This window comes from Streptosporangium sp. NBC_01639 (genome assembly GCF_045209755.1).
GTDB lineage: Bacteria > Actinomycetota > Actinomycetes > Streptosporangiales > Streptosporangiaceae > Streptosporangium.
On record NZ_CP109272.1, the window covers coordinates 2,958,917 to 2,972,595 of the forward strand.

Consider the following 13,679-nt stretch of genomic DNA (forward strand, 5'->3'; position numbering starts at 1 on the left):
CCCTGATGATCACTCCGGTACCCCCGGTGGTGCGACGACTCCTGCTCCAACGGCGCCCCGGCCGTACGGCCGGCCGTCGAGCACCGTCCTGACGTGGTCCGATGGACATCCGCCGGCCGCGCCAAGCCGCCGCGCCCGGCTCGTCGTCATCGCCCATGAGTCGGCCTGGTCCGCCCCGGCCGAATCCGACCCCGCGTTTTTACCGAAGCTCTACTCCACGACGGCGCATTTGAGATACTCAGCGTGTTCACAAGGACACGAAGGGAAACTCATAATCGTGCTCATGACATCGCGACGGCACGCCGCCGATCTGAGGCCATCCCCCGAGACCGCGTCCAAGCCCCTGCCCGGTACGGCACGCGAGCTCTTCGATGCGCTTCCGCAGTTGCCCGGGCTCCGCACCGAAGTCATCGACGGGAGACTGATAGTGAGCCCGGTAGGCACCCCCGAGCACGCCAGGATCGCAATGCGCCTGTACAGCGCGCTTCTTCCGCTCATTGAGGAGAGAGGCTGGGACGGCTTCAGCGGAAACGTCGATGTCTGCATCGACGGGCCCCGCGACCCGGTCGAGCCGGACTTCGTGCTGGCTCCGGCCGACTGCCCCCGCTGGGGCGACCGCGAGCTGCTCTCCTCGGGCCTGATCATGGTCGCCGAGGTCGTGTCGCCCGGCAGCGTCGTCGACGACCGTGACAGGAAGCCCGACCTGTACGCCGGTGGCCTGGTCCCCGTGATGCTCCTGGTCGACCCGGTCGCCGCACCCGCCACGGTGACCGTTTTCAGCGACCCGAAGGGCGGCGAGTACCAGACCGTCTCCCGCGTCTCGGTGGGCAGCCCGCTCCGTCTGCCCGACCCGGTCGGCTTCACCCTGGAGACCTCGGTCTTCGAAAAAGCGCTGGGCAATCCGTGAGCGCGTGCCCCGTTCCCGCGACGGGTCCGGGGCACGCGACGGTCGATCGGGCCGTCAGGCGGCGATGACCTCGGCGACCGGCACGGACGGCAGGTCGAGGGCGAGTGCGACCTGGTCGTTGGTGAGCTTGCCCGCGTGGGTGTTGAGGCCCAGCGCGAGCCCGGCGTCCTGCTGGAGCGCCGACTTCCAGCCCAGGCCGGCCAGCTTGACCGCGTAGGGCAGCGTCGCGTTGGTCAGCGCGTAGGTGGAGGTGTTGGCGACGGATCCCGGCATGTTGGCCACGCAGTAGAAGATCGAGTTGTGGACCTGGTAGGTCGGCTCGGCGTGCGTGGTCGGGCGGGAGTCCTCGAAGCAACCGCCCTGGTCGATGGCGATGTCGACGAGCACGGAGCCCGGCTTCATGCGGGAGACCAGTTCGTTGGAGACGAGGGTCGGGGCCTTGGCGCCCGGGATCAGCACCGCGCCGATGACCAGGTCGGCCTCCAGGACCTCCTTCTCGATCGCGTAGGAGGTCGAGACGAGGGTCTTCAGCCGGCCCTGGTAGATGGCGTCGATGAACCGCAGGCGGTCGATGTTGAGGTCGAGGACCGTGACGTCCGCGCCCATGCCGACCGCGATCTGCGCCGCGTTGAGGCCGGAGACACCGGCGCCGATGACGACGACCTTGGCGGGGGCCACGCCGGGCACGCCGCCGGGCAGGATGCCGCGACCGCCGTTGAAGCGCATCAGGTTGTAGGCGCCGACCTGCGGGGCGAGGCGGCCCGCGACCTCGGACATCGGGGCCAGCAGCGGCAGGGTGTTGCCGACCTGGACGGTTTCGTAGGCGATGCCGGTGACCTGCCGGCTGAGCAGGGCGTCGGTGCACTCGCGGCCGGCCGCGAGGTGCAGGTAGGTGAAGAGCACCTGCCCGGCACGCATGCGGTGGTACTCCTCGGCGATCGGCTCCTTGACCTTGAGGATCATCTCGGCTTCGCCCCACACCTCGTCGGCGGTGTCGAGGATCTTGCCGCCGGCGAACAGGTAGTCCTCGTCGGGGAGGTGTGAGCCGAGGCCCGCGCCGCGCTGGACGTAGACGTCATGGCCGTGGCGGACCAGTTCGTGCACGCCCGCCGGGGTGGCGGCGACGCGGTACTCGTGGTTCTTGACCTCGGCAGGCACGCCGATCTTCATTAGGGTTCCTTTCGGAGTTTCAACGGGATGTCACAGCACGGGTCGGGCAGGGGGGCGGGCTTTGAGCCGGCCGTGCACGGCGGGCGCGGGTGAGCGGGCCGTGCACGGCGGTGCTCTACAGCCGGGTCCACGCTTCCGTCAGCACGGAGCGGAGAATCGACTCGATCTCGTCGAACTCCCTGGGACCGCAGATGAGCGGCGGGGCGAGCTGGATCACGGGGTCGCCGCGGTCGTCGGCGCGGCAGTACAGGCCCGCGTCGTAGAGGGCCTTGGACAGGAAGCCGCGGAGCAGGCGCTCGGACTCGTCCGCGTCGAAGGTCTCCTTGGTCTGCTTGTCCTTGACGAGTTCGATGCCCCAGAAGTAACCGGAGCCGCGTACGTCGCCGACGATCGGCAGGTCACGGAGGCCCTCAAGGGTGGCGCGGAAGACCGGCTCGTTGCGGGTCACGTGGCCGAGCAGGTCCTCGCGCTCGAACAGGTCGAGGTTGGCCAGGGCGACCGCGGCGGAGACGGGGTGGCCGCCGAAGGTGTAGCCGTGGGCGAACATCTCGGTGCCGTTGCTGAACGGCTCGAACAGGCGGTCCGAGGCGATCATGGCACCGATCGGCGAGTAACCGCTGGTCATGCCCTTGGCGCAGGTGATGATGTCGGGGACGTAGTCGAATTTCTGCCCGCCGAACATGGTGCCTAGGCGGCCGAAGGCGCAGATGACCTCGTCGGAGACGAGCAGGACGTCGTACTCGTCGCAGATCTCGCGCAGGCGCTGGAAGTATCCGGGGGGCGGCGGGAAGCAGCCGCCGGCGTTCTGTACCGGCTCGACGAAGACGGCGGCCACGGTGTCCGGGCCCTCCATCTCGATGGCGCGGGCGACGCGCTCGGCGGCCCAGTAGCCGTACTGCTCCGGGGTCATGCCGGGGACGCCGGTGATCTCGTCGGCACGGTAGTGGTTGGTGTTCGGCACCCGGACCGAGCCCGGGACCAGCGGCTCGAACATCTGCTTGAAGGCGGGGATGCCGGTGATCGACAGGGCACCCTGCGGGGTACCGTGGTAGGCGATCTGGCGGCTGATGACCTTGTGCTTGAGCGGCTTGCCGGTGATCTTGAAGTACTGCTTGGCGAGCTTCCACGCGCTCTCGACGGCCTCGCCGCCGCCGGTGGTGAAGAAGACGCGGTTGAGGTCGCCGGGGGTCTCGGCGGCCAGCCGCTGGGCCAGCTCGACGGCCTTGGGGTGGGCGTAGGACCAGAGTGGGAAGAAGGCCAGCTCCTGGGCCTGCTTGGCGGCGGCCTCGGCCAGCTCGCTACGGCCGTGACCCGCCTGGACCACGAACAGTCCGGCGAGGCCGTCCAGGTAGCGCTTGCCGTGTACGTCGTAGACGTATGCGCCCTCGCCCCGCACGATCATCGGGATCTCGGCGCCCTTTTCGGAGCTGTGCCGGCTGAAGTGCATCCACAGGTTGTCCTGGGCGGCCTGCATGAGCGATGCCACGTCGGTGTTTTCAGGGTGGGTCATTGCTATCTTCCCTCGATGGTCTGAAGCTCTCCCCAGTGTGCATGCCAGAAGAACGACTTGCCAAGTGAAAACGTGGCAATAGAGTTCAAGAACTTCGGAATCCGCAAAATCGCCATGTAACAACAACGAAATCCGCTTGTGCAGTCCGGGAGTGTCCGGACTTCGGGCGCATCTCATCCCTCTCTGCTGGAAACGGGATGTGCTGCAATCAAGGTGCGACACCGCCACCAGGCGGCTGTGATCAGATAGAACGACCTGTTAGTGAGATGCGAGGGAACGCCGTGAGTCCTGACGAGATCGAGGGTGCCGTCACCGCGGGCCTGCCCCAGGCGGTCGAAGACCTCAAGCGGCTCGTCGCCATCCCCTCCGTGGCCTTCCCCGGCCACCCCGAGGAGCCGGTGCACGCGGCTGCCGCGGTGACGGAGGAGCTGTTGCGGAGCGCCGGGTTGCCACACGTCCGGCAGATCCCGGTGGAGGGGAGCTTCCCCGCCGTCTACGCCGAGGCCCCGGCCCCGCCCGGCGCGCCGACCGTGCTGCTCTACGCGCACTACGACGTCCAGCCCGCGGGCGACCCCGCGCTGTGGCGCACCCCGGCCTTCGAGCCGACGGAGATCGACGGAGCCATCTACGGCCGTGGCGCCGCCGACGACAAGTCCGGTGTCATCTCCCACGTCGCCGCGCTCCGCGCCTTCCGGGGAAACTTCCCGGTGGGAGTCAAGGTGATCGTCGAAGGCCAGGAGGAGTACGCCGGGGAGCGCCTTGAGGCCTTCGTCGAGCGGAACCCCGAACTGCTCCGCGCCGACGCGATCGTCGTCGCCGACACCGGCAACCCCGCGGTGGGCGACCCGGCGGTGACCACCTCGCTGCGCGGCATGGGCGCCTTCACCGTCGAGGTGCGCACCCTGAAGGAGTCGCTGCACAGCGGTTCGTTCGGCGGCGGCGCCCCGGACGCCCTCGCGGCGCTGATCCGCATGCTGGCCACCTTGCACGACGACCACGGCGACATCCGGGTGCCGGGCCTGCCGCGTGGCGCCTTCCTCGGCTCCGGCCCCTCAGAGGAGGAGTTCCGGGCGACCGCGGGTGTGCTCGACGGCGTCTCCCTGGTCGGTTCCGGCACGCTGGCCGACCGCCTGTGGGCCTCCTACGCCATCACGGTCACCGGCCTGGACGTGCCGACCGTCTCCGGTGCCATCAACGCGGTCCAGGCGCTCGCGCGAGCCCGGGTGACCGTGCGCGTGCCTCCGGCGGGTGACCCGAAGACGACCGTGGACGCCGTCGTCGACTACCTCAGGCAGGTCGCCCCTTGGGGCGTCGAAGTGAACGTCGGCGACTACGTGCTGGGTTCCGGCTACCTCGCCGACTCCGGCGGGGCCGCCCGGGCCGCCCTGAACCGGGCGATGGAGCGGGCCTTCGGCCGCCCGCCGCGCGACGTCGGCGCCGGTGGCTCGATCCCGCTGGTCTCCACGCTCGTCAAGCAGTTCCCCGCCGCATCGATCCTGCTCTTCGGCGCCGAGGACGACGACGCCTCGATCCACGCGCCCAACGAGCGGGTCAACATCGAGGAGCTCCGCCGTACGGCCGTGGCGGAGGCGCTCTTCCTGCAGGAGTACGGCTCCGCGGCGTTCTAGCGGCGTTCTGGTCGGGGGCGAAGTCGCCGGCGTCGGCCAAGTGCCGGATGGCACCGTCGACGCCGGCCGCTTCCGGCGGCACCGGGCGTTCTCGAATGAGGCGTTCTTCCCGCCCGGGCACCCATGCATGAGGTACCGCTCACCGATGGTTTCTGACGTGATAGTTTTTGTACTGACTGGTCAGTTTAAGAATCGGAGAGTGCGGTGTTCCAGGGGGTCGCGGTGCGTGCGGACGGTCTGTCCCTGCGGGGTGCGCACGGGTGGGTCTACCGCGACGTCGTCGTCGCGGCCGAGCCGGGCAGCCTGACCGCCGTCACCGGGCAGGCCGGGAGCGGGCGGACCAGCCTGCTGCTCACCCTGGCCGGCCGGATGAACCCGACCGGGGGCACGCTGACCGTCGGGCGGTACGGCAGGCCGCGGGGCATCCGGCGCGTCGCCGCGCTCGGCCTTCTCGACGGGGTGAACGACCTGGAGAAGGCGCTGTCGGTCGGTGAGCACCTGCGTGAGCGGTCACCGGGCCTGCGCTGGGGCGGCCGGCAGAGATCGCAGGCCGGACACGCACTGGCTCTGGCCGGCCTGGAGCCGTCTCCTGACGACCGCACCCTGATCCGCGACCTGGGCCGGGAGCAGCGGGTACGGCTCGGGATCGCGCTCGCGCTGCTCGACGAGCCGGGGCTGCTGGTCCTCGACAACGTCGAGGCCGGCCTGACCGGGGACCGGCTGGAGGCGCTCTGGGCGACGCTGAGGGACCTCGGCGACCTGGGGCTGACCGTCATCGCCTCCTGCACGGAGAGCGGTCTCACACCGGCGGTCCACCTACCCGGCCCGGACACCGTGGGCACGCCGAGCGCCATGGGCGCCGCCGTACCGGCGGAGAAGGCGAAAACGGCGAAGACGGCGAAGAAGGAAGGCGACCGATGAGATCGTTGCGGCTGGGCAGGCTGGAGCTGCGGCGGTTCACCCGGTCGCGGCTGACCCGGGCGGCGCTGGCGGGCGTGGTGATGCTGCCGCTGCTCTACGCCGGACTGTACCTGTGGTCGTTCTGGGACCCGCAGGGCAACCTGGCGAACATCCCGGTGGCGCTGGTCGTGGAGGACCGGCCGGCGACCGTGGACGGCAAGACGGTCGACGCGGGCCGCGAGCTGGCCGAGGAGCTGCGGGACCGCGAGATCCTCGGCTGGCACACCGTCGACGCCCGGCAGGCCGCCGCCGGGGTGAACGACGGCAGCTTCTACCTGTCGCTGACGATCCCCGCCGACTTCAGCGCCCGGCTCGCCTCCCCCTCCGGTGATGGCACACCGACCCCCGCCGAGCTGGGCGTGCGGGTGGACACCGGCCGCAGCTACATCATGGGCACGATCTCCGACGCGGTGTTCGCCGAGGTCAAGGACGCGGCGAGCCGTACCGCGCTGAAGGACTACTGGGACAACGTCTTCGTCTCTTTCGGGGAGCTGCACGACGCCACCGCCAAGGCCGCGGACGGCGCGGACGAGCTCCACGACGGCACGGCGGAGGCCGGCCGGGGCGCGTCCACCCTGAACAGCGGCCTCGGCCAGGCCAAGGACGGCACCCACCAGCTCGCCGTGGGACTGGGCAGCGCCGACACCGCCACCGGCAAGCTGGCCGCCGGAGCGGACGAACTGACCCGGGGCCTGGGCCAGGCGGAGGACGGATCACGCGAGCTGGGCCGGGGGCTGGCCAAGCTCACGAGCGGCGCCAAGCAGGTCGCCGACGGCAACGCGCAGGCCTACGACCAGGTCCACGCGCAGGTGCCGAAACTCAACAAGGTGGCCGACCAGGTCATCCCGGTGCTGGAGGAGAACGGCACGCGGCTGCGGTCGCTCGCCGAGGCCGTCGAGCACGGCGCGGCCCTGGTCGCCGACGGCGCCGGAGCGCTGCCCGGCGGGGTCAGCCAGGGCGCGGGCCAGGCCCGGCAGCAGGCGCAGCAGTTGCAGAACTGGCTGGACGGCAACCCGGACGCGGACCCGCGGCTCCGGTCCATCGCCGATCGCCTCGCCCAGTCCACCGAGGAGGTGACGGCCGGGCTGGAAGCCGCCTCCGGCGGCGGTGGCGACGCGGCGGCCCGGCTCCAGCGGGACGCCCGGCGGATCGCGGAGATCGCGGACCGCACGGCGGAGATCGCGCCGACCGCGGGTCAGCGGCTCGGCCAGGCCAGGGACAAGATCAACGAGTTGGACGAGGGGCTGGGCAGGCTGGCCGACGGATCGGCGAAGGTCGAGGCGGGCCTCGGTGACGCGGCGGCCTCGGGCGGCAAGCTCACCTCGGGGCTGGGCCGGCTCGGTGACGGTTCCGTCCAGCTCACCTCGGGACTGTCCCGGCTGGGCGGCGGGCTCGTCAAGCTGAGCGACGGCGCGGCCCGGGTGGACAGCGGGGTGGGCCGCCTGCACGAGGGCGCCGGGGAGCTCACCACCGGCATCGGCAGGCTGACCGACGGGTCGGCGGAACTGAGCGACAAGCTCGGAGACGGGGCCCGGCAGATCCCGGACTACGGCAGGGGCGAGCGGGCGGACCGCAGCGACATGATGAGCGAGCCGGTCAAGCTGGCCGGCCAGGTCCTCAACGAGGTGCCCAACTACGGCACCGGGTTCGCGCCGTTCTTCGTCCCGCTGGCGCTCTGGGTCGGCGCGATGGTGAGCTACATGGTGCTGCGCCCGGTCAACCCCCGACTCCTGGCCGGTACGGCCGCCGCCTGGCGGATCGCGGTGGCGGGCTGGCTGCCGGGCCTGGTGCTGGGCGCCGCGCAGGTGGGCGTACTGCTGGCGGTGATCAGGTTCGGACTCGGCATGGAGGCCGCGCACTGGGCCGGGGTCGCCGGGATCCTGCTGCTGACCGCGGCGGCGTTCCTGGCGGTCGTGCAGGCGGTCAACGCCCTGCTGGGTCCCCCCGGCCGGGTCGTGGTGCTGGCGCTGCTGATGCTCCAGCTCACCTCGTCGGCCGGGACCTACCCGATCGAGACCTCGCCCGGCTTCTTCCAGACCATCTCCCCATGGCTCCCGATGAGCTGGGTGGTCAGCGCGCTGCGCCGGCTGATCAGCGGCGGCGACCTCACCGTGGCCTGGCAGGCCTGCGGGGTGCTGGCCCTGACCGTCGCGGTGGGCCTGAGCCTGACCGGCTACGCCGTGCACAGGGGACGCACCTGGTCGATGCGGCGGCTCCACCCCGAACTGGCGCTCTGATCTACGGTTGCCTCACATGAGGGAAGAGCGGACCGGAGCCGCGGACACGGAGCGGGACCGGCGGGAGACCGATGCGGACACGGAGCGGGACCGGTGGGGAGCCGGCGCGGGCGCGGAGCGGGACCGGCGGGGGGCCGGCGCCGCGGGCGCGGGCGCGAAGAAGGCCGGCGCGGGCGCGAAGAAGGGGGACGGCCGCCGGGCCGAGACGAGGCTCAGGCTGTTCACCGCGGCGGTGGAGGTGATCGCGGAGCAGGGATACGCCGCCGCCACGGTGGACGCGATCGCCGAACGCGCCGGAGTGGCCAAGGGCACCGTGTTCTACAACTTCGGCAGCAAGGAGGCGCTCTTCGCCGCGCTGCTCGAACACGGGATAGCACGGCTGGCCGGCGCGCTGGGCGAGGCGGACACCGGGCAGCCCGCGCTGGACGCCCTCGACTCGGTGGTCATGGCGCAGCTCCGGTTCTTCGAGGAGTACGGCGCGTTCGCCCGGGTGCTGCTCGCCGAGATGTGGCGTACGGCCTGGCAGGACGCGGTGGCCAGGCTGCGCGAGCAGGCGCTGGGCGTCTACGCCGGTGTGCTGGGGCGGGCCGTGACCGAGGGCGCGATCCGGGAGGACCTGGATGTGGATACGGCGGCGACGGCCGTGTTCGGCATGGTGCTGACCGTCTCGATCGAACGCCGGGCGCTGCATCCGGACCGCCCGATCGAGCAGCTCCACGCCACCCTCGTCGATCTCCTGCACCGGCGGGTGTCCGGCTAGGCCGTTTCCTCCGGTGGGCGATGGGTCCGCAGGAAACGGCCTACCCCTTGTCCAGGTAATTCGGTTCTTCCTACGATCAGCCGGTGGCCTATTCCCCCGCACGACCCCGCCGGCGAGTCCTGCCCTACGTCCTCGCCGTGATCCTGGCCATCGCGCTGATCGCCGGACTGCGCTGGTTCTTCGGCCGCAGCGGAGGGGAGGAGGGCAGGACCAGCGCCTGCTCGGGTGAGTCGGTGACGCTCCGGGTGGCGTCCTCCCAGGACAAGATCTGGATCCTGCGCGAGGTCGCCAAGGACTACAGCGGCCGGACCGTGGGCGGGCGCTGCGCCGAGGTGGTCATCGACGAGGCCAACTCGGGCACCGCGATGCGAGCGCTGGCCAAGGGGTGGAAGGACACCGACGGAAAGCGGCCGGACGTCTGGTCCCCCGCCGCCTCCGCCTGGGTGACGCTGCTGCGTCAGCAGGCGGGAGGCGTCGACGGCACCGTGCCGGTCGCCGACGGCAAGCCCGTCCCGGTCGTGACCGCGCCGCTGGTCTTCGCGATGCCCAAGCCGATGGCCGAGGCGCTGGGCTGGCCGGGCAAGGCGATCGGCTGGGCGGAGCTGGCCGGGCTGGCGTCCGATCCGAAGGGGTGGGCGAAGTACGGCCACCCCGAGTGGGGCCAGTTCAAGCTCGGCAAGACCAACCCCAACTTCTCCACCAGCGGCCTGAACGCCACCATCGGCGCCTACTTCGCCGCCACCGGCACCACCTCCGACCTGACCTCGGGAGATGTGGCCGACAGCGGGACCAGGTCGTTCGTGCGGGGCGTGGAGCAGTCGATCGTGCACTACGGCGACATCTCCATGACGTTCCTGGGCAACCTGCTGCGGGCCGACGACCGGGGCGAGGCGATGGCCTACATCTCGGCGATCACCGTCGAGGAGAACTCGGTCACCGACTACAACCGGGGCAACCCCTCGGGAAACCCGGCCACCCTGGGCGAGCACGCCCCGCCGCGGACCCCGCTCGTCGCCGTCAACCCCAAGGAGGGCACCCTCTTCTCCGACCATCCCTACGTCCCGCTGACCTGGATGGACCAGGCCCGCAAGGCCGTCTCCGACGACTTCCTGACCTACCTGCACAGCGGCCCGGTCCAGGCGAGGTTCCAGGAGTACGGCTACCGCACCTTCGACGGCAGGACCGGTCCGCAGGCCGTCGAGAAGAACGGCGTCGTCCCCGACGCGAAGATCACCACGCTCAGCCCGCCCACCCCGACCGTCCTGGACAAGGTGCTGCGGAGCTGGTCGGAGCTGCGCAAGCGGGCCAACGTGCTGATCGTGGTGGACAAGTCCGGTTCGATGGAGGAGGAGGCGACGGGCACCGGCGAGACCCGTCTGGAGCTGGCCAAGAAGGCGGCGATCAACGCGCTGCCGCAGTTCCGCGCGGACGACAAGGTCGGCCTGTGGGCCTTCTCCACCGCGCAGGACGGAGACCTCGACTACCGGGAGCTGGTCCCGATCGACACGGTGGCGAAGTCCGGAAAGGCGCTCCGCGACCAGCTCGGCGGGCTGACTGTGGGGGGCGGCACCGGCCTCTACGACACCACGCTGGCGGCCGTCGAGCGGATGCGCGGAGCCAGGGACAGCGGGGCGATCAACGCGGTGGTCTTCCTCACCGACGGCAAGAACGAGAAGACCGGCGGGAGCGATCTGGACAACCTGCTCCGCAGGCTCAACTCCGACGTGCGCCTGTTCACCATCGGCTACGGCGAGGGCGCCGACCAGAGCGTGCTCAAGAAGATCGCCGAGGCCACCGACGGGGCCGCCTACGACTCCTCCCGGCCGGACACCATCGACCAGGTCTTCACCAGCGTGATCTCCAACTTCTGAACGCTTTCCGGTAGCGGCGAACTCCGGCAGGGGCTCGTTCGTCGGATAAGTACTGACACCACCGGGAGGCCGGGTTGTACGAGCAGCCGCAGCGACGGCGCAGGAACTTCGCCCCGTTCGTCATCGCGATCATTCTCGCCGGAGCGCTGATCGTCGGTCTGCGGCTGTACATGGGGGGCACCGAGCCGTCCCGGCGGCAGGGGGCGGAACAGACCAAGGCCTGCGGGGACGGCGGGACCACCCTGACCGTGGCCGCGTCGTCGGAGAAGGCCGAGCTGCTCCGGGAGCTCGCGGCCGGCTACAACGGCCGGGAGGTCGGCGGGCGCTGCGCCGACGTCGTCGTCGAGACCAAGGCCAGCGGCGGGGCGATGCAGGCGCTCGCCCGCGGCTGGGACGAGCGCCAGGACGGGCCCCGGCCGGACGTCTGGTCGCCGGCCAGCAGCGGCTGGGTCACCCTGCTCCAGCAGCGTGCCAACGGGAACGACACCGGCTCCCTGATCGCGCCGGAGAACCCGTCGATCGCCAAGACGCCCCTGGTCATCGCGATGCCCAAGCCGATGGCCGAGGCGCTGGGCTGGCCGGGCAAGAAACTCGGCTGGTCCGACCTGCTCGACCTGTCGGCCGGTTCCTGGGCCAAGTACGACCATCCGGAGTGGGGCCGGTTCCGGCTGGGCAAGACCAACCCCAACTTCTCCACCAGCGGCCTGAACGCCACCGTCGGCGCCTACTTCGCCGCCACCGGCCTTTCCGGCGACCTGTCGGAGCGGAACGTGGCCGATGCCGGGGCCCGGGAGTTTGTGCGGGGCGTGGAACGCTCGATCGTGCACTACGGCGACACGACGCTGACATTCCTGTCGAACCTGCAGCGGGCCGACGACGCGGGAGCGGGACTGAGCTACATCTCCGCGGTGGCCGTGGAGGAGAAGTCGGTCTGGGACTACAACCAGGGCAACCCGACGGGTGACCCCGGCACCCTGGGCAAGCACGGCAAGCCGAAGGTGCCGTTGGTGGCGATCTACCCCAAAGAAGGCACGCTCTCCTCCGACAACCCCTACGCCGTGCTGACCGCGCCGTGGGTGGACGACGCCAAGCGCAAGGTGGCCGCCGACTTCCTGGCCTACCTGCAGGCTCCGGAGCAGCAGCAGCGGTTCGCCGACGCGGCCTTCCGGTCGTACGAGGGGAAGGCCGGCAAGCTGATCACCAAGGCGAACGGCCTGCTCCCCGCCGAGCCGGAGACGACGCTCAGCCCGCCCGCCCCCAACGTGCTGGACAAGGTGCTCTCCAGCTGGTCCGACCTGCGCAAGCCCGCGAACGTGCTCATGGTGATCGACGTCTCCGGCTCGATGGGCGCCGACGTGCCCGGCACCGGCGAGAGCAAGCTGGACCTGGCCAAGCAGGCCGCGATCAACGCGCTGCCCCAGTTCGGGCCGCACGACAAGGTCGGGCTGTGGATGTTCTCCACCAAGCGGGACGGCGACAAGGACCACCTGGAGCTGGCTCCGCTGGGCACCGTGGACGACGCCCAGCGCAAAAGGCTGAAGGCCAGGATCAACGGCCTGACCCCCGACGGCGGGACCGGCCTCTACGACACCTCGCTCGCCGCCTACCGGCATGTGCGCGACCGGCACAGCGGTGACGCGATCAACGCGGTGGTCTTCCTGACCGACGGCAAGAACGAGGACACCGACAGCGTCTCGCTGGCGAACCTCCTGCCCGACCTGCGCGCCGAGTCGGCCGAGGAGTCGGTGCGGATGTTCACCATCGCCTACGGTCAGGACGCCGATCTCGAGGTGCTCCGGCAGATCTCCGAGACGACCGACGCGGCCGCCTACGACTCCCGGAAACCCGGAAGTATCGACCAGGTGTTCACCGCGGTGGTATCCAACTTCTGATGTCACGATTTTTCGATGAATTACGTGACCCATGGGGTCTGCTGCTCGGCGCGACCGCTGGGGGCGCCGCCTGGGCGGTCAGCGTGCACCCGGCCGCCGCCGGACTCGTCGGGGTCGCCGTCTGGCTGGCCAAGGCGGCCACCGCCGCCGTCCAGGGGCGGGGCGACGGCCGTACCGCCCGGGTCGTCACGCCGGGCAGCCAGGAGGCCTCCTGGCTGCGGCGGGCCGGTTCGGCCGCGCGCGGTTTCGGTGAGCTGAGCGCCTCCATGGGGCACGGCCCGCTGGCCGAGCGGATCGCGCTGATGCGCCCCCAGGTGGACGACTCGACGGCCACCCTGGAGCGCCTGGCCGAGCAGGCCTCGCTGACCGGCACCGCGCTCGCCCGGTTCGACCTCGACCGGCTCAGGCAGGAGCACGCGCGGCTGACGCGTGCCCGGAAGGGGGCGAAAAAGGAGCTGGTCGGTGACCTCGACCGCGCTCTCGCCTCGCTCGCCTCCCAGCAGGCCGTGGCCGACCGGCTCGCCGAGACCAGGGAGCGGGTGCTCGCCCGGATGGAGTCGAGCACGATCAGCATCGAGGAGCTCGTCGCCCGGGTGGTGGAGCTGTCGGCGATGTCGGCGACCGGGGCGCTGGAGCCGACCCGGGTGCTCGACGAGCTCGCGGACAACCTCGAAGGGGTCCGCCAGGGCCTGCACGAAACCGAACAGATCACTCGCGACGCGCTGGATCGCTAAGGAGCCCCCC

General features: G+C 70.9%; 10 protein-coding genes. 8 read left to right on the forward strand and 2 right to left on the reverse strand.

The genetic code is table 11. The features are described 5' to 3' along the window. Nucleotides 1–283: 283 nt before the first annotated feature. Nucleotides 284–907: a Uma2 family endonuclease gene (locus OHA77_RS13235; protein ID WP_406318332.1), complete on the forward strand. Its 624-nt coding sequence runs from the start codon at nucleotides 284–286 to the stop codon at nucleotides 905–907. Between the two features lie 54 nt (nucleotides 908–961). On the opposite strand, the gene ald is transcribed toward OHA77_RS13235, so the two are convergent. Beyond that, a complete protein-coding gene (ald, locus tag OHA77_RS13240) occupies nucleotides 962–2,077 on the reverse strand; it encodes an alanine dehydrogenase (protein ID WP_326820336.1) in 1,116 nt (371 codons plus the stop codon). A gap of 115 nt (nucleotides 2,078–2,192) precedes the next feature. Continuing rightward, complete coding sequence (locus OHA77_RS13245) at nucleotides 2,193–3,587, reverse strand: aspartate aminotransferase family protein (protein WP_406318334.1); 1,395 nt, start codon at nucleotides 3,585–3,587, stop codon at nucleotides 2,193–2,195. A 281-nt stretch (nucleotides 3,588–3,868) separates the two neighbouring features. On the opposite strand from OHA77_RS13245, the gene OHA77_RS13250 reads away from it, so the two are divergent. The 7 genes from OHA77_RS13250 to OHA77_RS13280 all read left to right on the forward strand — a co-directional run bounded on the left by OHA77_RS13250 (nucleotide 3,869) and on the right by OHA77_RS13280 (nucleotide 13,669). Continuing rightward, nucleotides 3,869–5,215, forward strand: coding sequence for a M20/M25/M40 family metallo-hydrolase (locus OHA77_RS13250; RefSeq protein WP_406318336.1), 1,347 nt, complete (start codon nucleotides 3,869–3,871; stop codon nucleotides 5,213–5,215). 204 nt (nucleotides 5,216–5,419) lie between these two features. Further along, on the forward strand, nucleotides 5,420–6,136 hold the full coding sequence (locus OHA77_RS13255) for an ATP-binding cassette domain-containing protein (RefSeq protein ID WP_406318337.1): 717 nt from the start codon (nucleotides 5,420–5,422) through the stop codon (nucleotides 6,134–6,136). Next, nucleotides 6,133–8,412: a YhgE/Pip family protein gene (locus OHA77_RS13260; protein ID WP_406318338.1), complete on the forward strand. Its 2,280-nt coding sequence runs from the start codon at nucleotides 6,133–6,135 to the stop codon at nucleotides 8,410–8,412. Before OHA77_RS13255 ends, OHA77_RS13260 begins: the two co-directional genes overlap by 4 nt. A 16-nt stretch (nucleotides 8,413–8,428) precedes the next feature. After that, the gene (locus tag OHA77_RS13265; RefSeq protein ID WP_406318339.1) at nucleotides 8,429–9,172 is read left to right on the forward strand and encodes a TetR/AcrR family transcriptional regulator; all 744 of its coding nucleotides are present in this window, start codon (nucleotides 8,429–8,431) and stop codon (nucleotides 9,170–9,172) included. 83 nt (nucleotides 9,173–9,255) lie between these two features. Continuing rightward, nucleotides 9,256–11,043, forward strand: a complete 1,788-nt coding sequence (locus OHA77_RS13270; protein ID WP_406318341.1) for a substrate-binding and VWA domain-containing protein — start codon at nucleotides 9,256–9,258, stop codon at nucleotides 11,041–11,043. A 74-nt stretch (nucleotides 11,044–11,117) separates the two neighbouring features. Continuing rightward, on the forward strand, nucleotides 11,118–12,935 hold the full coding sequence (locus OHA77_RS13275) for an extracellular solute-binding protein (RefSeq protein ID WP_406318343.1): 1,818 nt from the start codon (nucleotides 11,118–11,120) through the stop codon (nucleotides 12,933–12,935). Then, complete coding sequence (locus OHA77_RS13280; protein WP_406318344.1) at nucleotides 12,935–13,669, forward strand: hypothetical protein; 735 nt, start codon at nucleotides 12,935–12,937, stop codon at nucleotides 13,667–13,669. The genes OHA77_RS13275 and OHA77_RS13280 overlap by 1 nt, the downstream gene beginning before the upstream one ends. Nucleotides 13,670–13,679: the final 10 nt, after the last annotated feature.

What these genes read in the sequence shown, in the direction of transcription:
- OHA77_RS13235 (WP_406318332.1), top strand. Translation starts at nt 284, where the DNA reads ATGACATCGCGACGGCACGCCGCCGATCTGAGGCCATCCCCCGAGACC.
- ald (WP_326820336.1), bottom strand. Translation starts at nt 2,077, where the DNA reads ATGAAGATCGGCGTGCCTGCCGAGGTCAAGAACCACGAGTACCGCGTC.
- OHA77_RS13245 (WP_406318334.1), bottom strand. Translation starts at nt 3,587, where the DNA reads ATGACCCACCCTGAAAACACCGACGTGGCATCGCTCATGCAGGCCGCC.
- OHA77_RS13260 (WP_406318338.1), top strand. Translation starts at nt 6,133, where the DNA reads ATGAGATCGTTGCGGCTGGGCAGGCTGGAGCTGCGGCGGTTCACCCGG.
- OHA77_RS13265 (WP_406318339.1), top strand. Translation starts at nt 8,429, where the DNA reads ATGAGGGAAGAGCGGACCGGAGCCGCGGACACGGAGCGGGACCGGCGG.
- OHA77_RS13280 (WP_406318344.1), top strand. Translation starts at nt 12,935, where the DNA reads ATGTCACGATTTTTCGATGAATTACGTGACCCATGGGGTCTGCTGCTC.